Source organism: Streptomyces sp. NPDC042371, from assembly GCF_056437465.1.
Genome location: NZ_JBWKAP010000011.1, coordinates 180711 through 202949 on the forward strand (window position 1 = coordinate 180711; position 22239 = coordinate 202949).

20 protein-coding genes are annotated in these 22239 nt (G+C 70.9%); 18 read left to right on the plus strand and 2 right to left on the minus strand.

Going from position 1 to position 22239, the window contains the following annotated elements:
- The first annotated feature begins 39 nt into the window (after nucleotides 1-39).
- Nucleotides 40-606 (plus strand): elongation factor P, encoded by a 567-nt coding sequence (efp, locus tag AC068B_RS31035; RefSeq protein WP_356258716.1) that lies wholly within the window; start codon nucleotides 40-42, stop codon nucleotides 604-606.
- 2 nt (nucleotides 607-608) lie between these two features.
- Complete coding sequence (gene nusB / locus AC068B_RS31040) at nucleotides 609-1043, plus strand: transcription antitermination factor NusB (protein WP_030787237.1); 435 nt, start codon at nucleotides 609-611, stop codon at nucleotides 1041-1043.
- Between the two features lie 233 nt (nucleotides 1044-1276).
- On the opposite strand, the gene bldD is transcribed toward nusB, so the two are convergent.
- Nucleotides 1277-1777, minus strand: coding sequence for a transcriptional regulator BldD (bldD, locus tag AC068B_RS31045; RefSeq protein ID WP_055564195.1), 501 nt, complete (start codon nucleotides 1775-1777; stop codon nucleotides 1277-1279).
- Nucleotides 1778-2001: 224 nt separating this feature from the next.
- Between bldD and pyrR the strand changes: the two genes are divergently transcribed.
- The 14 genes from pyrR to AC068B_RS31115 all read left to right on the plus strand — a co-directional run bounded on the left by pyrR (nucleotide 2002) and on the right by AC068B_RS31115 (nucleotide 18731).
- Complete coding sequence (gene pyrR / locus AC068B_RS31050; protein ID WP_478674870.1) at nucleotides 2002-2583, plus strand: bifunctional pyr operon transcriptional regulator/uracil phosphoribosyltransferase PyrR; 582 nt, start codon at nucleotides 2002-2004, stop codon at nucleotides 2581-2583.
- 85 nt (nucleotides 2584-2668) lie between these two features.
- Complete coding sequence (locus tag AC068B_RS31055; protein ID WP_356258724.1) at nucleotides 2669-3655, plus strand: aspartate carbamoyltransferase catalytic subunit; 987 nt, start codon at nucleotides 2669-2671, stop codon at nucleotides 3653-3655.
- A gap of 2 nt (nucleotides 3656-3657) precedes the next feature.
- Nucleotides 3658-4944 carry a dihydroorotase gene (locus AC068B_RS31060; protein ID WP_478674871.1) on the plus strand — a complete coding sequence of 429 codons (1287 nt, stop codon included), beginning with the start codon at nucleotides 3658-3660 and terminating at the stop codon, nucleotides 4942-4944.
- Nucleotides 4941-5513 carry a PH-like domain-containing protein gene (locus AC068B_RS31065; RefSeq protein ID WP_478674872.1) on the plus strand — a complete coding sequence of 191 codons (573 nt, stop codon included), beginning with the start codon at nucleotides 4941-4943 and terminating at the stop codon, nucleotides 5511-5513. The genes AC068B_RS31060 and AC068B_RS31065 overlap by 4 nt, the downstream gene beginning before the upstream one ends.
- Nucleotides 5510-6652 (plus strand): glutamine-hydrolyzing carbamoyl-phosphate synthase small subunit, encoded by a 1143-nt coding sequence (carA, locus tag AC068B_RS31070; RefSeq protein ID WP_478674873.1) that lies wholly within the window; start codon nucleotides 5510-5512, stop codon nucleotides 6650-6652. The genes AC068B_RS31065 and carA overlap by 4 nt, the downstream gene beginning before the upstream one ends.
- Nucleotides 6645-9953 carry a carbamoyl-phosphate synthase large subunit gene (gene carB, locus AC068B_RS31075; protein WP_478674874.1) on the plus strand — a complete coding sequence of 1103 codons (3309 nt, stop codon included), beginning with the start codon at nucleotides 6645-6647 and terminating at the stop codon, nucleotides 9951-9953. The genes carA and carB overlap by 8 nt, the downstream gene beginning before the upstream one ends.
- Before the next feature lie 86 nt (nucleotides 9954-10039).
- Complete coding sequence (locus AC068B_RS31080; RefSeq protein ID WP_478674875.1) at nucleotides 10040-11146, plus strand: quinone-dependent dihydroorotate dehydrogenase; 1107 nt, start codon at nucleotides 10040-10042, stop codon at nucleotides 11144-11146.
- Nucleotides 11143-11988, plus strand: a complete 846-nt coding sequence (gene pyrF, locus AC068B_RS31085) for an orotidine-5'-phosphate decarboxylase (RefSeq protein ID WP_478674876.1) — start codon at nucleotides 11143-11145, stop codon at nucleotides 11986-11988. The genes AC068B_RS31080 and pyrF overlap by 4 nt, the downstream gene beginning before the upstream one ends.
- A gap of 256 nt (nucleotides 11989-12244) precedes the next feature.
- The gene (locus AC068B_RS31090; protein ID WP_055564204.1) at nucleotides 12245-12571 is read left to right on the plus strand and encodes an integration host factor; all 327 of its coding nucleotides are present in this window, start codon (nucleotides 12245-12247) and stop codon (nucleotides 12569-12571) included.
- A 38-nt stretch (nucleotides 12572-12609) separates the two neighbouring features.
- Nucleotides 12610-13203 (plus strand): guanylate kinase, encoded by a 594-nt coding sequence (gene gmk, locus AC068B_RS31095; RefSeq protein ID WP_356258744.1) that lies wholly within the window; start codon nucleotides 12610-12612, stop codon nucleotides 13201-13203.
- 60 nt (nucleotides 13204-13263) lie between these two features.
- Nucleotides 13264-13536, plus strand: coding sequence for a DNA-directed RNA polymerase subunit omega (rpoZ, locus tag AC068B_RS31100; RefSeq protein WP_005319902.1), 273 nt, complete (start codon nucleotides 13264-13266; stop codon nucleotides 13534-13536).
- Nucleotides 13537-13632: 96 nt separating this feature from the next.
- Nucleotides 13633-14838 (plus strand): bifunctional phosphopantothenoylcysteine decarboxylase/phosphopantothenate--cysteine ligase CoaBC, encoded by a 1206-nt coding sequence (coaBC, locus tag AC068B_RS31105; protein WP_478674877.1) that lies wholly within the window; start codon nucleotides 13633-13635, stop codon nucleotides 14836-14838.
- 335 nt (nucleotides 14839-15173) lie between these two features.
- The gene (metK, locus tag AC068B_RS31110; RefSeq protein ID WP_478674878.1) at nucleotides 15174-16397 is read left to right on the plus strand and encodes a methionine adenosyltransferase; all 1224 of its coding nucleotides are present in this window, start codon (nucleotides 15174-15176) and stop codon (nucleotides 16395-16397) included.
- Nucleotides 16398-16499: 102 nt separating this feature from the next.
- Nucleotides 16500-18731 (plus strand): primosomal protein N', encoded by a 2232-nt coding sequence (locus AC068B_RS31115; RefSeq protein WP_478674879.1) that lies wholly within the window; start codon nucleotides 16500-16502, stop codon nucleotides 18729-18731.
- A 106-nt stretch (nucleotides 18732-18837) separates the two neighbouring features.
- Here AC068B_RS31115 and AC068B_RS31120 read toward each other — a convergent pair whose 3' ends face one another.
- Nucleotides 18838-19404 (minus strand): hypothetical protein, encoded by a 567-nt coding sequence (locus AC068B_RS31120; RefSeq protein WP_478674880.1) that lies wholly within the window; start codon nucleotides 19402-19404, stop codon nucleotides 18838-18840.
- A 271-nt stretch (nucleotides 19405-19675) separates the two neighbouring features.
- Here AC068B_RS31120 and fmt point away from each other — a divergent pair, with 271 nt between their 5' ends.
- On the plus strand, nucleotides 19676-20620 hold the full coding sequence (gene fmt, locus AC068B_RS31125; RefSeq protein WP_478674881.1) for a methionyl-tRNA formyltransferase: 945 nt from the start codon (nucleotides 19676-19678) through the stop codon (nucleotides 20618-20620).
- Nucleotides 20621-20726: 106 nt separating this feature from the next.
- Nucleotides 20727-22196, plus strand: a complete 1470-nt coding sequence (locus tag AC068B_RS31130; RefSeq protein ID WP_478674882.1) for an RsmB/NOP family class I SAM-dependent RNA methyltransferase — start codon at nucleotides 20727-20729, stop codon at nucleotides 22194-22196.
- Nucleotides 22197-22239: the final 43 nt, after the last annotated feature.

Here is a 22239-nt window from a genome sequence, read left to right on the forward strand (position 1 = left end):
GTCGTCCACCAGTCAGTCAGTGCAGGAGATTCCGCAACCGTGGCTTCCACGAACGACCTCAAGAACGGCCTGGTGCTCAAGCTCGAAGGCGGCCAGCTCTGGTCCGTCGTCGAGTTCCAGCACGTCAAGCCCGGCAAGGGCCCGGCCTTCGTGCGCACCAAGCTCAAGAACGTGCTCTCCGGCAAGGTCGTCGACAAGACGTTCAACGCCGGCGTCAAGGTCGAGACGGCCACGATTGACAAGCGCGACATGCAGTTCTCCTACATGGACGGCGACTACTTCGTCTTCATGGACATGGAGACGTACGACCAGCTGCACGTCGACCGCAAGGCCGTCGGCGACGCCGCCAACTTCCTGATCGAGGGCTTCACCGCCTCCGTCGCGCAGCACGAGGGCTCGGTGCTCTACGTCGAGCTCCCCGCCGCCGTCGAGCTCGTCATCCAGGAGACCGAGCCGGGCGTCCAGGGCGACCGCTCCACCGGCGGCACCAAGCCCGCCACGCTGGAGACCGGCCACCAGATCCAGGTCCCGCTCTTCATCACCACGGGCGAGAAGATCAAGGTCGACACCCGTGACAGCGGCTACCTCGGCCGGGTGAACAGCTAACCGTGGCTGCTCGTAACACGGCCCGCAAGCGTGCCTTCCAGATCCTCTTCGAGGCGGACCAGCGCGGTACCGACGTCCTGACCGTCCTCGCGGACTGGGTGCGCCACTCGCGGTCCGACACCCGGCAGCCGCCGGTGAGCGAGTACACGATGGAGCTCGTCGAGGGGTACGCGGAGCATGAGCGCCGCATCGACGAGCTCATCTCGCAGTACGCCGTCGGATGGACCCTGGACCGCATGCCGGTCGTGGACCGGAACATCCTGCGGCTCGGCGCGTACGAACTCGTCTGGGTCGACGGGACGCCCGACGCGGTGGTCCTCGACGAGGCGGTCCAGCTCGCCAAGGAGTTCTCCACGGACGAGTCGCCGTCCTTCGTCAACGGTCTGCTCGGACGCTTCAAGGACCTGAAGCCGTCCCTGCGCCGCGACGAGGCGTAAAGCTTCGGCGTACGTCATCCGGAGGGCCCGCAGCAATCCGCTGCGGGCCCTCCGACTTTCTGCCCGGCTTCCGTACCGGGCTTCTGATTCCCGTGCGCCTCTCCCGGGCGAAATGCTCCGGACACTCCGGGAATCGGCGCGAGGCGAAAGAAACAGAAAACCGCCGGGGTGCCGCGGCCTTTCGGCTGCGGCACCCCGGCGGTACGTTTCTGCTGTTGTCTCCCGCGGTGGGATCAGACCTCTTCGTGAGCGACGGCGCGGCGCGCGTCCGCGTCCAGGACGCCCCAGCTGATCAGCTGCTCGGTCAGGACCGAGGGGGACTGGTCATAGATCACGGCGAGGGTGCGCAGGTCGTCCTGGCGGATCGAGAGCACCTTGCCGTTGTAGTCACCGCGCTGCGACTGGATCGTGGCGGCATACCGCTGGAGCGGGCCCGCCTTCTCCTGCGGGACGTGCGCAAGACGCTCCAGGTCGAGCACGAGCTTCGGCGGCGGCTCGGCGGCGCCACCGGGCGCCGTACCGGGAAGGAGCTCCTGGACCGGGACGCCGTAGAACTCCGCCAGCTCGGCGAGGCGCTGCACGGTCACGGCACGGTCGCCGCGCTCGTACGACCCCACCACGACCGCCTTCCAGCGTCCCTGGGACTTCTCCTCGACTCCATGGAGGGAAAGGCCCTGCTGGGTGCGGATCGCGCGGAGCTTGGCCCCGAGCTGCTTGGCGTATTCGCTGGACATATAGCTCCCCGGACGCTGCGACAATCATGCGGCTCCGCCGCGTGGCTGGTAACTCACTGTGAGGTTACGCAGCGTTACTTGCTTGCGTCAAGCCGAAAGGTCCTTACCGCCCCTTCGGTGGAGGCTGATGACGTGCTCGGTCGTAAGTGCTGGTAGTCTGGCTGGCGCAATTTCGACGTCCTTTAAAGTCCGTCCCGTGAGGCGGAGAAGGAGGTCCGTTTCATATGGACACGCAGGACACCAAAGACTCCGCAGACTCCGCTGTCGCGCGCCCCGTGCTCGAGGGCCCGGACATCGCGCGGGTACTGACCCGCATCGCCCACGAGATCGTCGAGCGTGCCAAGGGCGCCGACGACGTGGTTCTGCTCGGCATTCCCACCCGCGGCGTCTTCCTCGCCCGCCGGCTCGCCGAGAAGCTCGAAGAGATCACCGGCCGCACGATCCCGGTCGGCTCCCTCGACATCACCATGTACCGCGACGACCTGCGCATGCACCCTCCGCGCGCGCTGGCCCGCACGGACATCCCCGGCGACGGCATCGACGGCCGCCTGGTCGTCCTCGTCGACGACGTGCTCTTCTCCGGTCGCACTATCCGCGCCGCCCTCGACGCCCTGAACGACATCGGCCGCCCCCGGGCGGTGCAGCTCGCCGTCCTCGTCGACCGGGGCCACCGCGAACTGCCCATCCGTGCCGACTACGTGGGCAAGAACCTCCCCACGTCGCTGCGGGAGACGGTCAAGGTGCAGCTCGCCGAGGAGGACGGCCGCGACGCCGTGCTGCTCGGCGCCAAGCCCGCCTCCGTATAAGACCGGTTTCCTCCTCCACGGGCCCAGGGGCACACCCCTGCGCGCCCGCGCGCCCGCAGACCTCCACACACCGGAGTACACGCAGATGATGCGACACCTCATCTCGGCCGCCGACCTCTCCCGCGACGACGCCGTTCTCATCCTCGACACGGCCGAGGAGATGGCGCGCGTCGCCGACCGGCCGATCAAGAAACTGCCCGCCCTGCGCGGCCGCACCGTGGTCAACCTCTTCTTCGAGGACTCGACCCGGACCCGGATCTCCTTCGAGGCCGCCGAGAAGCGCCTCTCCGCCGACGTCATCAACTTCGCCGCCAAGGGATCCAGCGTCTCCAAGGGCGAGTCCCTGAAGGACACCGCGCAGACCCTGGAGGCGATGGGCGTCGACGCCGTCGTCATCCGGCACGGCGCCTCCGGAGCGCCCTACCGCCTGGCGACCTCCGGCTGGATTGACGCCGCCGTCATCAACGCGGGCGACGGCACCCATCAGCACCCCACACAGGCCCTGCTCGACGCCTTCACCATGCGCCGCCGCCTCGTCGGACCCGACGCGGGCCTCGGCCAGGACCTGGCGGGCAGGCACATCACTCTCGTCGGCGACATCCTGCACAGCCGCGTCGCCCGCTCCAACGTCGACCTGCTGCACACCCTCGGCGCCGAGGTCACCCTCGTCGCCCCGCCCACCCTCGTGCCGGTCGGCGTGGAGCAGTGGCCCTGCGAGGTCAGCTACGACCTGGACAGGGTGCTGCCGAAGTCCGACGCAGTGATGATGCTGCGGGTGCAGCGCGAGCGCATGAACGCCGCGTTCTTCCCCACCGAGCGCGAGTACTCGCGGCGCTACGGCCTGGACGGCGAGCGCATGGCGAAGATGCCCGAGCACGCCATCGTCATGCACCCAGGACCGATGGTCCGCGGCATGGAGATCACCGCCGAGGTCGCCGACTCCGACCGCTGCACGGTCGTCGAGCAGGTCGCCAACGGCGTGTCCATCCGCATGGCCGTCCTCTACCTGCTGCTCGGCGGCAACGAGCCCGCCGTCACCCACACCCGGCCCAACGATTCGGAGAGCAAGTAACCATGAGCAAGATTCTGATCCGTGGTGCCAAGGTGCTGGGCGGCGAGGCGCAGGACGTCCTGATCGACGGCGAGACTGTCGAGGCCGTGGGCACGGGGCTCTCCGCCGAGGGCGCGACCGTCGTCGAGGCCGAGGGCAAGGTGCTCCTGCCTGGCCTGGTCGACCTCCACACCCACCTGCGTGAGCCGGGCCGCGAGGACTCCGAGACGGTCCTGACCGGCACGCGCGCCGCCGCCTCCGGTGGCTACACCGCCGTATTCGCCATGGCCAACACCTTCCCCGTGGCCGACACCGCCGGTGTGGTCGAGCAGGTCTACCGGCTCGGCAAGGAGTCCGGCTACTGCGACGTGCAGCCCATCGGCGCCGTCACGGTCGGCCTGGAGGGCAAGAAGCTCGCCGAGCTCGGCGCCATGCACGAGTCCGCCGCCGGGGTCACCGTCTTCTCCGACGACGGCAAGTGCGTCGATGACGCCGTGATCATGCGCCGCGCCCTGGAGTACGTGAAGGCCTTCGGCGGTGTCGTCGCGCAGCACGCGCAGGAGCCGCGGCTCACCGAGGGCGCCCAGATGAACGAGGGCGTCGTCTCCGCCGAGCTGGGTCTCGGCGGCTGGCCCGCCGTCGCCGAGGAGTCGATCATCGCGCGTGACGTGCTGCTCGCCGAGCACGTCGGCTCGCGGGTGCACATCTGCCACCTGTCGACCGCAGGATCGGTCGAGATCGTGCGCTGGGCCAAGTCGCGCGGCATCGACGTCACCGCCGAGGTCACCCCGCACCACCTCCTCCTCACGGATGAGCTGGTGCGCTCCTACAACCCCGTCTACAAGGTGAACCCGCCGCTGCGCACCGAGCGCGACGTGATGGCGCTGCGCGAGGCCCTCGCCGACGGCACGATCGACATCGTCGCCACCGACCACGCCCCGCACCCGCACGAGGACAAGGACTGCGAGTGGGCCGCGGCCGCCATGGGCATGGTCGGCCTGGAGACCGCGCTCTCCGTGGTGCAGCAGACGATGGTCGAGACCGGCCTGCTGACCTGGGAGGCCGTCGCCGACCGGATGTCCTTCAAGCCCGCCGCGATCGGTGGGACCGCCGGTCACGGCCGCCCCGTCTCGGCAGGTGAGCCCGCGAACCTGGTCCTGGTCGACGCCGATTACCGTGGGGCAGTGGACCCCGCGGGCTTCGCCTCGCGCAGCCGCAACACTCCCTACGAGGGCCGTGAGCTGCCGGGCCGCGTCACGCACACGTGGCTCCGGGGTCGGGCCACGCTCGTCGACGGGAAGCTCACGTGACATCACTTCTGGAACTGGCCGCCGACAAGGAGTCGGCGGAGGTGACCGACTGGGCCGCACGCCTCGGCTGGGTCGTGGGACTGCTGCTCTTCATCGCGCTCGTCTACTGGCTGATGCGCGAGGGCTGGAAGTGGCGCGGCACGCTCCAGGGCGACCTGCCCGAGCTGCCTGGCGCGCCGACCGAGCAGGGTCCGGCCAAACTTGAGCTGAGCGGCAGGTACCACGGCTCGACCACGGCAGGGCAGTGGCTCGACCGCATCGTGGCGCACGGCCTCGGCACCCGCAGCCGCGTCGAGCTGACGCTCACCGAAGCGGGCCTGGACGTCGTACGCCCCGGCGCGGCCGACTTCTTCATCCCGGTCGCACAGCTGCGCGAGGCCCGGCTCGACAAGGGCATCGCGGGCAAGGTCCTCACGGAGGGCGGTCTCCTGATCGTCACGTGGGAGCACGGCGGGAAGCTGCTCGACTCCGGCTTCCGCTCGGACCACGCCGCCGAGCAGGCGGAGTGGGTCGAGGAGCTCAACAACATGATCGACAAGAACAGCACTACGGAAGGCACCGCACGATGACGACCTCCACAAGGGGAGCCAGCAAGGTTCCCGCCGTACTCGTCCTGGAGGACGGCCGCATCTTCCGCGGTCGCGCCTACGGGGCCGTGGGGGAGACCTTCGGCGAAGCGGTGTTCTCCACCGGCATGACCGGCTACCAGGAGACCCTGACCGACCCGTCGTACGACCGCCAGATCGTCGTCGCCACCGCCCCGCAGATCGGCAACACGGGCTGGAACGACGAGGACGACGAGTCGAACCGCATCTGGGTCTCCGGTTACGTGGTCCGCGACCCCGCCCGAATCCCCTCGAACTGGCGCGCGAAGCGTTCGCTCGACGACGAGCTGGTCGCCCAGCACATCGTCGGCATCAGCGGCATCGACACCCGCGCCCTCACCCGCCACCTGCGCGAGAGCGGCTCCATGCGCTCCGGCATCTTCTCCGGCGAGACGCTGCCCGCCGACGCCGAGCTCGTCGAGCGCGTCCAGGCGCAGCCCCAGATGAAGGGCGCCAGCCTGTACGAGGAGGTCTCCACCCAGGAGGCCTACGTCGTCCCGGCGATCGGCGAGAAGCGGTTCACCGTCGCCGCCGTCGACCTCGGCATCAAGGGCATGACCCCGCACCGCATGGCCGAGCGCGGCATCGAAGTCCACGTGCTGCCCGCCACGGCCACCGAGGAGGACGTGTACGCCGTCGCCCCCGACGGAGTCTTCTTCTCCAACGGCCCCGGCGACCCGGCCACCGCCGAAGGCCCCGTCGCGCTGATGACCGCCGTCCTGAAGCGGAAGACGCCGCTGTTCGGCATCTGCTTCGGCAACCAGATCCTCGGCCGTGCCCTCGGCTTCGGCACGTACAAGCTCAAGTACGGCCACCGCGGCATCAACCAGCCGGTGCAGGACCGCACCACCGGCAAGGTCGAGGTCACCGCGCACAACCACGGGTTCGCCGTCGACGCGCCGCTCGACAAGGTCAGCGACACGCCCCACGGCCGCGCAGAGGTCTCCCACGTCTGCCTGAACGACCAGGTGGTGGAGGGGCTCCAGCTCCTCGACCAGCCCGCGTTCAGCGTCCAGTACCACCCCGAGGCGGCCGCGGGCCCGCACGACGCCGCGTACCTCTTCGACCGCTTCGTAACCCTGATGGAGGGCCAGCGTGCCTAAGCGCTCCGATATCCAGTCCGTCCTGGTCATCGGCTCCGGTCCGATCGTCATCGGCCAGGCCGCCGAGTTCGACTACTCCGGCACCCAGGCGTGCCGCATCCTCAAGGCCGAGGGCCTGCGCGTCATCCTGGTCAACTCCAACCCGGCGACGATCATGACCGACCCGGAGATCGCCGACGCCACGTACGTCGAGCCGATCACCCCGGAGTTCGTCGAGAAGATCATCGCCAAGGAGCGCCCCGACGCGCTGCTGCCCACCCTGGGCGGCCAGACGGCCCTCAACACGGCCATCTCCATGCACGAGCAGGGCGTCCTGGAGAAGTACGGCGTCGAGCTCATCGGAGCCAACGTCGAGGCCATCAACAAGGGCGAGGACCGCGACCTCTTCAAGGGCGTCGTCGAAGAGGTCAACAAGAAGATCGGGCACGGCGAGTCCGCCCGCTCGTACATCTGCCACTCCATGGACGACGTCCTCAAGGGCGTCGACGCGCTCGGCGGCTACCCCGTCGTCGTCCGCCCCTCCTTCACCATGGGCGGCGCCGGTTCCGGCTTCGCGCACGACGAGGACGAGCTGCGCCGCATCGCCGGACAGGGCCTCACGCTCTCGCCGACCACCGAGGTGCTCCTGGAGGAGTCCATCCTCGGCTGGAAGGAGTACGAGCTCGAGCTGATGCGCGACAAGAACGACAACGTCGTGGTCGTCTGCTCCATCGAGAACTTCGACCCGATGGGCGTGCACACCGGCGACTCGATCACCGTCGCGCCCTCGATGACGCTGACCGACCGCGAGTACCAGCGCCTTCGTGACATCGGCATCGCGATCATCCGCGAGGTCGGCGTCGACACCGGCGGCTGCAACATCCAGTTCGCGATCAACCCCGACGACGGCCGCGTCATCGTCATCGAGATGAACCCGCGTGTGTCGCGGTCCTCCGCGCTCGCGTCGAAGGCCACCGGCTTCCCGATCGCGAAGATCGCGGCCAAGCTGGCCGTCGGCTACACGCTGGACGAGATCCCGAACGACATCACCGAGAAGACCCCGGCCTCCTTCGAGCCGACCCTCGACTACGTCGTGGTCAAGGCCCCGCGCTTCGCCTTCGAGAAGTTCCCCTCGGCGGACTCGACCCTGACGACCACCATGAAGTCGGTCGGCGAGGCCATGGCCATCGGCCGCAACTTCACCGAGGCGCTGCAGAAGGCGCTCCGCTCGCTGGAGAAGAAGGGCTCGCAGTTCACCTTCGTGGGCGAGCCCGGCGACAAGGCCGAGCTGCTGCGCGAGGCGGTGCGCCCCACCGACGGCCGCATCAACTCCGTCATGCAGGCCATCCGCGCGGGCGCCACGCCCGAGGAGGTCTTCGACGCCACCAAGATCGACCCGTGGTTCGTCGACCAGCTCTTCCTGATCAAGGAGCTCGCGGACGAGCTGGCCGCCACCGAGCGCCTCAACGCCGACGTGCTGGCCGAGGCCAAGCGGCACGGCTTCTCCGACGCCCAGATCGCCGAGATCCGCGGCCTGCGCGAGGACGTGGTGCGCGAGGTGCGCCAGGCCCTCGGCGTGCGCCCGGTCTACAAGACGGTCGACACCTGCGCCGCCGAGTTCGCCGCGAAGACGCCGTACTTCTACTCCTCGTACGACGAGGAGAGCGAGGTCGCACAGCGCGAGAAGCCCGCGGTGATCATCCTGGGCTCGGGCCCGAACCGCATCGGCCAGGGCATCGAGTTCGACTACTCCTGCGTCCACGCCTCCTTCGCGCTCAGCGACGCGGGCTACGAGACCGTGATGGTCAACTGCAACCCCGAGACCGTCTCCACGGACTACGACACCTCCGACCGTCTCTACTTCGAGCCGCTCACGCTCGAGGACGTTCTGGAGATCGTCCACGCCGAGGCGCAGGCCGGGCCCATCGCGGGCGTCATCGTCCAGCTCGGCGGCCAGACCCCGCTCGGCCTCGCGCAGGCCCTCAAGGACAACGGCGTGCCGGTCGTCGGCACCTCGCCCGAGGCCATCCACGCCGCCGAGGACCGCGGCGCCTTCGGCCGCGTGCTCGCGGAGGCCGGTCTCCCCGCGCCCAAGCACGGCACCGCGACGACGTTCGCGGAAGCCAAGGCGATCGCCGATGAGATCGGCTACCCCGTCCTGGTCCGCCCCTCGTACGTGCTCGGCGGCCGCGGCATGGAGATCGTGTACGACGAGACCCGGCTCTCGGCGTACATCGAGGAGTCGACCGAGATCAGCCCCTCGCGGCCGGTCCTGGTCGACCGCTTCCTGGACGACGCCATCGAGATCGACGTGGACGCGCTCTACGACGGCGAGGAGCTCTACCTCGGCGGCGTCATGGAGCACATCGAGGAGGCCGGTATCCACTCCGGCGACTCGGCGTGCGCGCTGCCCCCGATCACGCTCGGCGGCTTCGACATCAAGCGCCTGCGCGCCTCCACCGAGGGCATCGCCAAGGGCGTCGGCGTGCGCGGACTGATCAACATCCAGTTCGCGATGGCGGGCGACATCCTCTACGTCCTCGAGGCCAACCCGCGCGCCTCGCGCACCGTCCCCTTCACCTCGAAGGCGACCGCGGTGCCGCTGGCCAAGGCCGCCGCGCGCATCTCGCTCGGCGCGACCGTCGCCGAGCTGCGCGCGGAGGGCATGCTGCCCGCGGTGGGCGACGGCGGCACGCTCCCCATGGACGCGCCGATCTCCGTCAAGGAGGCCGTCATGCCGTGGTCGCGCTTCCGCGACATCCACGGCGCGGGCGTCGACACCGTCCTCGGCCCGGAGATGCGCTCCACCGGCGAGGTCATGGGCATCGACTCGGTGTTCGGCACCGCGTACGCCAAGTCGCAGGCGGGTGCGTACGGGCCGCTGCCGACCAAGGGCCGTGCCTTCATCTCCGTCGCCAACCGCGACAAGCGTTCGATGATCTTCCCGGCGCGTGAACTGGTCGCGCACGGCTTCGAGCTGTTCGCCACCTCCGGCACGGCCGAGGTGCTCAAGCGCAACGGCATCAACGCCACGATCGTGCGCAAGCAGTCCGAGGGCGAGGGCCCGAACGGCGAGAAGACCATCGTCCAGCTCATCCACGACGGCGGCGTCGACCTCATCGTCAACACCCCCTACGGCACCGGCGGCCGCCTCGACGGCTACGAGATCCGCACGGCGGCCGTGGCACGCTCCGTGCCGTGCCTGACGACGGTCCAGGCGCTCGCCGCGGCCGTCCAGGGCATCGACGCGCTGCACCACGGCGGCGTGGGCGTCCGATCGCTCCAGGAACACGCGGAACACCTGACCGCGACCCGCGACTAGACAGCCCACAAGGGGGACACCGAAAACGGTGTCCCCCTTCTGGTGAGCACACCTGAGCCCACCTGAGGACCTCTGAGGACCCCACCATGTACAAACTCTTCTTCAACCTCGTCTTCAAGCGGATGGACCCGGAGCGGGCCCACTACATGGCCTTCCGCTGGATCCGCCTCGCCGCCCGCATCCCCGTGCTGCGCACCTTCGTCGCTGCCGTCCTCGCACCCCGCCACAAGGAGCTGCGCACCGAGGCCCTCGGGCTGCGGATGCACGGCCCCTTCGGGCTCGCCGCGGGCTTCGACAAGAACGCCGTCGCGATCGACGGCATGTCGATGCTCGGCTTCGACCACATCGAGATCGGCACGGTCACGGGCGAGCCGCAGCCGGGCAACCCCAAGAAGCGCCTGTTCCGCCTCGTCCCGGACCGCGCGCTGATCAACCGCATGGGCTTCAACAACGAGGGTTCGGCGGCCGTGGCGGAGCGCCTGGCGGCGCGCACGCCCGTCTTCAACACCGTCGTGGGCGTGAACATCGGCAAGACCAAGGTCGTCCCCGAGGAGGAGGCCGCCGCCGACTACGTGAAGTCGACCGAGCGGCTCGCCCGCCACGCCGACTACCTCGTCGTCAACGTCTCGTCGCCGAACACGCCGGGCCTGCGCAACCTGCAGGCCACCGAGTCGCTGCGGCCCCTCCTGACCGCCGTGCGCGAGGCCGCCGACCGCAGCGTCGAGGGCCGTCGGGTCCCGCTGCTCGTCAAGATCGCGCCGGACCTGGCCGACGAGGACATCGACGCGGTCGCCGACCTCGCCGTCGAGCTCGGTCTGGACGGCATCATCGCCACGAACACGACGATCGCGCGCGAGAGCCTCGGCCTGGCGTCCGACCCGGCCCTCTGCGGAGAGACCGGCGGACTGTCCGGGGCGCCCCTGAAGGAGCGCTCCCTGGAGGTCCTGAGGCGCCTCTACGCGCGCGTGGGGGACCGGATCACGCTCGTGGGCGTCGGCGGCATCGAGAACGCCGAGGACGCCTGGCAGCGCATCCTCGCGGGTGCCACCCTGATCCAGGGTTACAGCGCCTTCATCTACGAAGGGCCCTTCTGGGGCCGCGCCATCCACAAGGGCCTCGCCGCACGCCTCAGGACGAGCCCGTACGCCACCCTCGCCGACGCGGTCGGCGCCGACGTGAGGAAGCCCGCATGAGCCCCCTGGACCCCTTCGGCATGCGCCTGCGCCACGCCATGGACGAGCGCGGCCCCCTGTGCGTCGGCATCGACCCGCACGCCTCGCTCCTGACCGCGTGGGGCCTGAACGACGACATCGCGGGCCTGGAGCGGTTCACGCGGACCGTCGTCGAGGCGCTCGCCGGGACCGTCGCGGTGTTCAAGCCGCAGAGCGCGTTCTTCGAGCGGTTCGGCTCGCGGGGTATCGCCGTCCTGGAGAAGGCGGTCGAGGAGCTGCGGGCGGCCGGTGCGCTGATCGTCATGGACGCCAAGCGCGGTGACATCGGCTCGACCATGGGCGCGTACGCCGAGACCTTCCTGCACAAGGACTCGCCGCTGTTCAGCGACGCGCTCACGGTCTCGCCCTACCTCGGATACGGCTCCCTGAAGCCGGCCGTCGACCTCGCGCGCGAGAACGGCGCCGGGCTCTTCGTGCTCGCCCTCACCTCCAACCCCGAGGGCGCCGAGGTGCAGCACGCGGTGCGCGAGGACGGCCGCACGGTCGGCGCCACGATGCTGGGCCACCTCGCCGCCGAGAACGCCGGTGCGGAGCCCCTGGGGTCCTTCGGGGCGGTCGTCGGCGCGACGCTGGGGGACCTGTCCTCGTACGACCTGACGATCAACGGCCCGCTGCTCGCCCCCGGCATCGGGGCCCAGGGCGCGACCCCGGCAGACCTTCCCGGTGTCTTCGGCGCGGCGGTGCGCAATGTCGTCCCGAACGTCAGCCGGGGAGTGCTCCGGCACGGACCCGACGTCACGGGCCTGCGCGACTCCGCGACGCGCTTCGCGGACGAGATCAGGGCGGCCGTCGAAGCCCGCTGAGCGAGGCAATCGAGCCTCTCCTTATGTTTCCTTGACGGCTCCCCGGTGCAAATCCGGGGAGAAATGACCGAAATGTACGGCTCGGCGCAGGCTGACCAGGACTTTTCGTCTGTTCTCGCTGACTCTGGCGGCCATGCCCGCTAGTCTCCGACGAGAGCCAACGGGCAAGCGCGTTGCACGTTGCTCACCAGGTGTGGGGCGACTAGGTTCCTCACCGGTCCGTATCCGACAGTTCGACATCCGAGGTGACGTAGGCGTGGCTCTTCCGCCCCTTACCCCTGAACAGCGCGCAGCCGCGCTCGAAAAGGCCGCCGCGGCTCGCCGGGAGCGGGCCGAGGTCAAGAATCGACTCAAGCACTCCGGTGCCTCGCTTCACGAGGTCATCAAGCAGGGCCAGGAGAACGATGTCATCGGCAAGATGAAGGTCTCCGCCCTCCTGGAGTCCCTGCCGGGCGTGGGCAAGGTCCGCGCCAAGCAGATCATGGAGCGTCTTGGCATCTCCGAGAGCCGCCGTGTGCGCGGTCTCGGCTCCAACCAGATTGCGTCGCTCGAGCGAGAGTTCGGTGGGGGTGCCGCCGGCTGATGTTCTCAGGCACTCCTGAGAACCTGGATAATCGCTGCATGGCTGCAACATCCCGGGGGACGTCCCCCGTGCCCCCGGACGCACGTCCGCGGCTGACCGTGCTCTCCGGCCCCTCCGGGGTCGGCAAGAGCACGGTCGTCGCTCATATGCGCAAAGAACACCCCGAGGTCTGGCTCTCGGTCTCCGCCACCACCCGCAAGCCGCGGCCGGGGGAGAAGCACGGTGTCCACTACTTCTTCGTCTCCGACGACGAGATGGACAAGCTGATCGCCAACGGCGAGCTCCTGGAGTGGGCCGAATTCGCGGGCAACCGCTACGGCACTCCGCGGCGCGCGGTGCTCGACCGGCTTGAGGCGGGCGAGCCCGTCCTCCTGGAGATCGATCTGCAGGGCGCGCGCCTGGTGCGCGAGTCGATGCCCGAGGCACAGCTTGTCTTCCTCGCCCCGCCGAGCTGGGACGAGCTGGTCCGCCGGCTCACCGGCCGGGGTACCGAGGCGCCCGAGGTCATCGAGCGCAGGCTCACCGCCGCCAAGGTGGAGCTCGCCGCCGAGGCCGAGTTCGATACGACGCTGGTCAACACCTCGGTCGAGGACGTGGCCCGTGAGCTGCTAGCCTTGATGAAAGTTCTTTGATCTTTAACAGTGTCTCGACCTCTGGTCCTGACATCACTTGACCCCATCGGAAGGCAGAGAGTGTCCTCTTCCATCACCGCGCCCGAGGGCATCATCAACCCGCCGATTGATGAGCTGCTCGAAGCCACCGACTCGAAGTACAGCCTCGTGATCTACGCCGCCAAGCGCGCGCGCCAGATCAACGCGTACTACTCGCAGCTCGGTGAGGGCCTCCTGGAGTACGTCGGTCCCCTGGTGGACACGCACGTCCACGAGAAGCCGCTCTCGATCGCGCTCCGCGAGATCAACGCGGGTCTGCTGACGTCCGAGGCCATCGAGGGCCCGGCTCAGTAAGCGGTTCGTACCTTCACCACAGGCCCGGCAGTACGACTGCCGGGCCTGTGGTGTGTCATGGAGTAGTACGCATCCGAGTGCGGGGAGACAGAGGCAGTGGCCGAGAAGCCGAAGGTAGTCCTGGGGGTCAGCGGCGGCATCGCCGCCTACAAGGCGTGCGAGCTGCTGCGGCGGCTGACCGAGTCGGGCCATGACGTGCGCGTCGTGCCGACCGGGTCGGCGCTGCACTTCGTCGGCGCCGCGACCTGGTCCGCGCTGTCCGGCAACCCCGTCTCGACCGAGGTCTGGTCCGACGTCCACGAGGTGCCGCACGTCCGCATCGGGCAGCACGCCGACCTCGTGATCGTCGCCCCCGCCACCGCGGACATGCTTGCCAAGGCCGCCCACGGGCTCGCCGACGACCTGCTCACCAACACGCTCCTGACGGCCCGCTGTCCGGTGGTCTTCGCCCCCGCCATGCACACGGAGATGTGGGAGCACCCGGCCACCCAGGAGAACGTGGCCACGCTCCGCCGCCGCGGCGCCCTCGTCGTCGAGCCCGCGGTCGGCCGCCTCACCGGCGTCGACACCGGCAAGGGCCGCTTCCCGGACCCCGTGGAGCTCTTCGAGGTCGTACGCCGTGTCCTCGCGCGCGGAGACCTCGACCAGGACCTCGCGGGCCGCCACGTCGTCGTCAGCGCGGGCGGCACCCGCGAACCCCTCGACCCGGTCCGCTTCCTGGGCAACCGCTCCTCGGGCAAGCAGGGCTACGCGCTCGCGCGAAGCGCCGCCGCGCGCGGCGCCCGCGTCACGCTCGTCGCGGCCAACGCTGCGCTGCCCGACCCGGCGGGCGTGGACGTCGTGCCGGTCGGCACCGCCGTGCAGCTCCGCGAGGCCGTCGTGAAGGCCGCGGCCGACGCCGATGCCGTGGTGATGGCCGCCGCGGTGGCCGACTTCCGCCCCGAGACGTACGCCACAGGCAAGATCAAGAAGAAGGAAGGCCAGGAGCCCGAGCCGGTTGCCCTGGTCCGCAACCCCGACGTGCTCGCCGAGATCGCGGGGGACAGGCCCCGTTCCGGCCAGGTGATCGTCGGTTTCGCCGCGGAGACGGACGACGTGCTGGCCAACGGCCGCGCCAAGCTCGCACGCAAGGGCTGCGACCTGCTGGTCGTCAACGAGGTCGGCGAGCGCAAGACCTTCGGCTCCGAGGAGAACGAGGCGGTCGTGCTCGGCGCGGACGGCAGCGAGACGCCGGTGCCTTACGGCCCCAAGGAAGCCCTCGCGGACACCGTCTGGGACCTCGTCGCTCAGCGGCTTTCCTGACGCCTGCGACCACCGCCCGGTCTTCCCGTCTCACCATCCGGAACTCGGCCACATTCAGGCGCGTCTCTTGACGGGGTGTCCACGGGCAGGGCTCAATGTCATCTTCGCCCCATCAGGCGCCTCAAATCCGGGAAAATCGGACGCGAGGCCCTCTGGTGGAGACTGATCGTCGTACCGCACAATGCAGTGCCGCAGGTCACAGGGCTCCCAAGTGGCGAGACATGTGGTCCGGCGGACGAGTGTGACCGATAAACTGGTCACGGATGGCGCCGAGCGCAGCTCTCGGCCCGTCCACCAATGATCAGCCAGCAGCCGCTGCAACCACAGGGAGCGATGTGTCCCGGCGTCTCTTTACCTCGGAGTCTGTGACCGAAGGTCACCCCGACAAGATCGCTGACCAGATCAGCGACACCATTCTCGACGCACTTCTGCGGGAGGACCCGACGTCCCGGGTCGCCGTGGAGACGCTGATCACCACCGGCCTCGTCCACGTGGCCGGCGAGGTCACGACGAAGGCGTACGCGCCGATCGCGCAGCTCGTGCGCGACAAGATCCTCGAGATCGGTTACGACTCCTCCAAGAAGGGCTTCGACGGCGCCTCCTGTGGCGTCTCGGTGTCCATCGGCTCGCAGTCCCCCGACATCGCGCAGGGCGTCGACACGGCGTACGAGAAGCGCGTCGAGGGTGCCGCCGCGGGCGACAAGGACGACGAGCTCGACAAGCAGGGCGCGGGCGACCAAGGCCTGATGTTCGGGTACGCCTGCGACGAGACCCCGGAGCTCATGCCGCTCCCGATCCACCTCGCGCACCGTCTCTCGCGCCGCCTCTCCGAGGTGCGCAAGAACGGGACGATCCCCTACCTGCGCCCCGACGGCAAGACCCAGGTCACCATCGAGTACGACGGCGACAAGGCCGTCCGTCTCGACACGGTCGTCGTCTCCTCGCAGCACGCGTCGGACATCGACCTGGACTCGCTCCTGGCCCCCGACATCCGTGAGTTCGTGGTCGAGCCCGAGCTGAAGGCCCTCCTCGAGGACGGCATCAAGCTGGAGACCGAGGGCTACCGCCTGCTGGTCAACCCGACCGGACGCTTCGAGATCGGCGGCCCGATGGGCGACGCCGGGCTCACCGGCCGCAAGATCATCATCGACACGTACGGCGGCATGGCCCGCCACGGCGGCGGCGCCTTCTCCGGCAAGGACCCGTCCAAGGTGGACCGTTCGGCCGCGTACGCGATGCGCTGGGTCGCCAAGAACGTCGTCGCCGCCGGTCTCGCGGCCCGCTGCGAGGTCCAGGTCGCGTACGCCATCGGCAAGGCCGAGCCCGTCGGTCTCTTCGTCGAGACCTTCGGCACGGCCACGATCGACACGGACAAGATCGAGACGGCCATCGGCGAGGTCTTCGACCTGCGCCCGGCCGCGATCATCCGCGACCTCGACCTGCTCCGCCCGATCTACTCGCAGACCGCCGCGTACGGCCACTTCGGCCGGGCGATCCCCGACTTCACGTGGGAGCGGACGGACCGCGTGGAAGCGCTGCGGAAGGCGGCGGGACTGTAGTCCCCGCCCTTTCGGACACTGCCGAGGCCCGGTACCCCTGCGGGGGTGCCGGGCCCCGGCGTTTTTCCTGACCTGTCAGTGGGGTCTGGTAGGAATGCAGCTGTGAGCAGGGAGAACGAAGGGTTCGAGGTGGGGGGAGCCGAGGAGCCGGAGCAGCTTGCGCTCATCCGGGAGTCGGTGCGCAAGGCCAAGGTGCCCCGGGCCAAGCCGCGGACCTGGCGAGGGGCCGCGCTGGCCAAGGAGCTGCCGGTCGCGCGCGTGCTCGTCGACAAGGGCGTGCTGCACCTCGACCGGTACTTCGACTATGCCGTGCCCGAGGAGCTGGACGCCGAGGCGCAGCCCGGGGTCCGGGTCCGGGTGCGGTTCGGCGCCGGGTCGCGGAACGTGCGGGAGGGGCGGCGCGAAGGGGGCGGGCTGATCGACGGGTTCATCGTCGAGCGGTGCGCGGAGACGGAGTACACGGGGCCGTTGGCGGCCCTGGCCCAGGTCGTGTCGCCGGAGCCGGTGCTCGACTCCGGGCTCCTCGAACTGGCGAGGGCCGTGGCCGACCGCTATGCGGGCAGCCTCGCCGACGTGCTGCAGCTTGCGGTGCCGCCCCGGCACGCACGGGCCGAGTCCAAGGCGGTCGCCGAGCCGCCCGCCCCGCCTGCCGCGCCCGACGCGGGGAGCTGGCGGAGGTACGGGCACGGGCCCGAGTTCCTCCGCGCCCTGGCCTCCGGGGGCGCTCCGCGCGCCGTGTGGACCGCGCTGCCGGGGCCGCAGTGGGCCGAGGAGATCGCCCGCGCGGTGCAGGCCACGCTCGCCTCCGGCCGGGGCGCGCTCGTCGTCGTGCCGACGGGGCGGCCCGCCGCGCGGGTGGACGCCGCGCTCACCGAACTGCTCGGCCCGGGGCAGCATGCGCTGCTGACCGCCGACGCCGGGCAGGAGCGGCGCTATCAGGAGTGGCTCTCCGTGCGGCGCGGGACCGTGCGGGCCGTCGTCGGCACCCGGGCCGCGATGTTCGCGCCCGTACGGGACCTGGGTCTTGTCGTCATCTGGGAGGACGGGGACTCCAACCACAGCGACGACCGCGCTCCGTTCCCGCATGTGCGGGAGGTCCTGGAGCTCCGGTCGACACGCGACAAGTGCGGATTCCTGCTGGGGAGTTGGAGCTGCACGGTTGAGGCGGCGCAACTCGTCGAGAGCGGGTGGGCCGCGCCGCTCGTCGCCGATCGCGAGCAGGTACGGGGGGCCGCGCCGCTCGTACGGACCGTGGGCGACCTGGACCTGGCGCGGGACGAGGCGGCGCGGGCCGCCCGGCTGCCGACGCTGGCCTGGCAGGTCGCCAGGGAGGGTCTGAAGCACGGGCCGGTCCTGGTGCAGGTGCCGCGGCGCGGCTATGTGCCGAGGCTCGCCTGCGAGCGGTGCCGTGAGCCTGCCCGGTGCCGACGGTGCGCGGGGCCCTTGGAGGCGCAGGAGAGCGGGGCCGCCCTGCGGTGCGGGTGGTGCGGGGTGGAGGAGGCCGCCTGGCACTGCGAGTCCTGCGGCGGTTTCCGGCTGCGGGCGCAGGTCGTCGGGGCGCGCAGGACCGCGGAGGAACTGGGGCGGGCGTTCCCGGCGGTGCCGGTGCGGACGTCAGGACGGGAGCAGGTGCTCGACACGGTGCCGGGGGCACCGGCGCTGGTGGTCAGCACGCCGGGCGCGGAGCCCGTGGCCGAGGGCGGTTACGCGGCTGCCCTGCTGCTCGACGGGTGGGCCATGCTGGGCCGCCCCGACCTGCGGGCGGGCGAGGACGCGCTGCGGCGGTGGGTCGGGGCCGCGTCGTTGGTGCGTCCGCAGGGTGCGGGCGGCACGGTGGTGGTCGTCGCCGAGCCGACGCTCCGGCCCGTGCAGGCGCTGGTGCGGTGGGACCCCGTGGGGCACGCGGTGCGGGAGCTCGCGGAGCGGGCTGAGCTCGGCTTCCCGCCGGTGTCGCGGATGGCGGCGGTGTCCGGGACGCCCGAGGCGCTCGCGGAGTTCTTGGCCGGTGCGGAACTGCCGGGGGACGCGGTGGTGTTGGGGCCGGTGCCGGTGCGGGACGGTGGGTTTGCCGGGCCTGCTGGGTCTGGCGGGCCTGCTGGGTCTGGCGGTCCTGGTGGTCCCGGTTCCGGGGCTTCGCGGCGGGGCGGGGGCGCGCCGCCCGGCTCCGAGCTGTGGGAGCGGGTGCTGATCCGGGTGCCGCCCGGCAGCGGCGCCGCACTCGCCACCTCACTGAAGGTGGCACAGGCCGCGCGGATGGCGAGGGGGGCCAAGGGGGCGCGTGAGGCGGGGGGCGAGGCGGTGCGGGTGCGGGTGGATCCGTTGGACATCGGGTGATTCGGGGCCCGGCCGATTTGCCGCGCACACACGGCGTACGCATGAAGCCGCCCCCTCGTCCTTGGCGGAGGAGTGAGGGGGCAGCGGTCGGCGGGGTGGGGGTGGGTCAGCCGTTGCGGGGGCCGGGGAAAGCGTTCGGCCTGGGCTCTTCGCGGAGGGTGGGGCTGCCCGCGGTGGGCTGCGTCGGCATCGCGCGGGCCGCCGGTACGGACGGCAGCGGGACGCCGACCGGAAGGGGACGCGTGGCCGTGGACGTCACGGTGGACGTCACCGCGGGCGCCGGGGCCTCCGCCGCGCGCTCCGCCTCGGCCGCCGCCTGCGTGGTGGCCCGCCGCGCGCCGTAACGGCGGTGGACCGCCTGCTTGGTGACGCCGAGGGCCGAGCCCACCGCGTCCCACGAGAACCCCAGCGAGCGGTCGAAGTCCACCGCCGCGGTGACCAGCGTCTCGACGCTGTCCCGGAGTTCCTGGGCGAGACGGACGGTCGGGGCGGGGGCCCGCCCGTACACGACGAAGCCCGCGGACGGGCTGGAGCGGCGCGGGCGGTAGACGTTGCCGAGCTGGGCGGTGAGGGTGCGCAGTGCGTCCACCTGCCGGCGGACCCGCTCGATGTCCCGCACCAAGAGGTGCAGGCTGGCCCGTGCCTGGGCGTCGTGGGTTGCGTGGTCGGCCATGAACAAGCCTCTCGAACCGGCGTTGAAAAGGATCGGGCCGCATCCGCGGCCCGTTGTGGTCAACTCTTTCTTGACCAACGCGCTAGTTCGTGTGGGGTCACGGTGCAGGGGCGTATATGCATATGCACAGGGCGCGCGCCCATTCGTACGCCCCCGGCGAGGGTGTCGTACCCGCGTGGGGAAGACCGTCCCGGGCGGGGCCACGGAGCGGCCCATAGACTGGTGCGCTGCCGTCGCCCCACCCCTGACCAGAGATCCGAGGTACCCCCCAGTGAAGCTCGTCTTCGCAGGCACTCCCGAGGTCGCAGTCCCCGCACTGGACGCCCTGATCGCCTCCGACCGGCACGAGGTTGCCGCCGTCGTGACCCGCCCGGACGCCCCCGCGGGACGGGGCCGCAGGCTGGTCGCGAGCCCGGTCGCGGAGCGCGCCGAGGAGGCCGGTATCGAGGTGCTCAAGCCCGCGAAGCCGCGGGACGAGGAGTTCCTGGCGCGGCTGCGCGAGATCGGCCCCGACTGCTGCCCGGTCGTCGCCTACGGAGCGCTGCTCCCGAAGGCCGCCCTGGACATCCCGGCCCGCGGCTGGGTCAATCTGCACTTCTCGCTGCTGCCTGCCTGGCGCGGCGCCGCCCCCGTGCAGCACGCGGTGATGGCGGGCGACGAGATCACCGGCGCCTCCACCTTCCTGATCGAGCAGGGCCTCGACTCCGGGCCCGTGTACGGGACGGTCACCGAGTCGGTCCGGCCGACCGACACCAGCGGGGACCTCCTGACGCGCCTCGCCTTCGCGGGTTCGGGCCTGCTCGTCGCGACCATGGACGGCATCGAGGACGGCAGCCTCAAGGCGGTCCCGCAGCCCGCCGACGGCGTCACCCTCGCCCCGAAGATCACCGTCGAGGACGCCCAGGTGGACTGGGCCGCGCCCGCGATGCGGGTGGACCGGGTCGTGCGCGGCTGCACCCCGGCGCCCGGCGCCTGGACCGTGTTCCGCGGCGAGCGGCTGAAGATCATCCAGGCGGCGCTCGTCCAGGACCGCACCGATCTCGCGCCCGGCGAGCTGTCCGCCGCCAAGAACAACGTGTACGTGGGCTCCGGTTCGCACGCCGTCGAGCTGCTCTGGGTCCAGCCGCAGGGCAAGAAGCCGATGCGCGGCGCGGACTGGGCGCGCGGGGTCCGGATCGCCCCCGGGGAGCACGTGGGCGCCGACGACGTACGCTGAGCGGCGAGCCTGTTCGCCGCTTTCGAACCGTTTCAGCAGCTTTCAGTATTCTTCAGCTTCAGCAGCCTTCAGCAGGCTCTCGAACCATCTCAGCAGCGGAGCACCTTTGAACGACAAGCCGAACCGGCCAGCCACGAAGTCCTCCTCCGGCAAGGGTCGTCCTGGCGGGCCGGGGAAGCCCGGCAAGCCCTACCGCCGCCCCCAGAAGGACCCCGTCCGCTTCCTCGCCTTCGAGGCGCTGCGGGCGGTCGACGAGCGCGACGCGTACGCCAACCTCGTCCTGCCGCCCCTGCTGCGCAAGGCGCGGGAGAAGGGCGACTTCGACGCGCGTGACGCCGCACTCGCCACCGAGCTGGTCTACGGGACGCTGCGCCGCCAGGGCACGTACGACGCGATCGTCGCCGCCTGCATCGACCGGCCGCTGCGCGAGGTCGACCCGCCCGTCCTCGACGTGCTCAACCTCGGTGTGCACCAGCTGCTCGGCACGCGCATCCCGACGCACGCCGCCGTCTCCGCCTCGGTGGAGCTGGCCCGCGTGGTGCTCGGCGACGGCCGGGCCAAGTTCGTCAACGCCGTGCTGCGCAAGGTCTCCCAGGACGATCTGGACACCTGGGTCGAGCGGGTCGCGCCGCCGTACGACGAGGATGCTGAGGACCACCTCGCCGTCGTCCACTCGCACCCCCGCTGGGTCGTCTCGGCGCTGTGGGACTCGCTGGGCGGTGGCCGCGCGGGCATCGAGGACCTGCTGGAGGCGGACAACGAACGGCCCGAGGTGACGCTCGTGGCGCGCCCCGGCCGTGCCACCGCCGACGAGCTCCTCGAATCCGTCGGTGAGGACAACGCGCTGCCGGGCCGCTGGTCGCCGTATGCCGTGCGGCTCAGCGAGGGCGGCGAGCCCGGCTCCCTGGAGGCCGTGCGCGAGGGGCGCGCGGGCGTGCAGGACGAGGGCAGCCAGCTGGTCGCGCTCGCCCTCGCGAACGCCCCGCTGGAGGGCCCCGACGAGAAGTGGCTCGACGGCTGTGCGGGCCCCGGCGGCAAGGCGGCCCTGCTCGCCGGGCTCGCCGCCCAGCGCGGCGCCGTGCTGCTCGCCTCCGAGAAGCAGCCGCACCGGGCCGGGCTCGTCGCGCAGGCGCTCGCCGGGAACCCCGGCCCCTACCAGGTCATCGCGGCCGACGGCACCCGCCCGCCGTGGCGTCCCGGCACCTTCGACCGCGTCCTGATGGACGTGCCCTGCACGGGGCTCGGCGCGCTGCGCCGCCGCCCCGAGGCCCGCTGGCGCCGCCGCCCGCAGGACCTGGACGGCTTCGCCCCGCTCCAACGCGGGCTGCTGCGCACGGCGTTGGAGTCGGTGCGGGTCGGCGGTGTCGTCGGGTACGCCACGTGTTCGCCGCACCTCGCCGAGACGCGGGCCGTCGTGGACGACGTCATCAAGCACAGCGGTGGCGCCGAACTCGTCGACGCACGGCCCCTCATGCCGGGCATCCCGGCGCTCGGTGACGGACCCGACGTACAGCTCTGGCCGCATCTGCACGGGACGGACGCGATGTATCTGGCGTTGATCCGGCGGACTGCCTGATCCGGCGTACTGCCTGAGCGTGCGCACTGCCTGACGCGGCGCC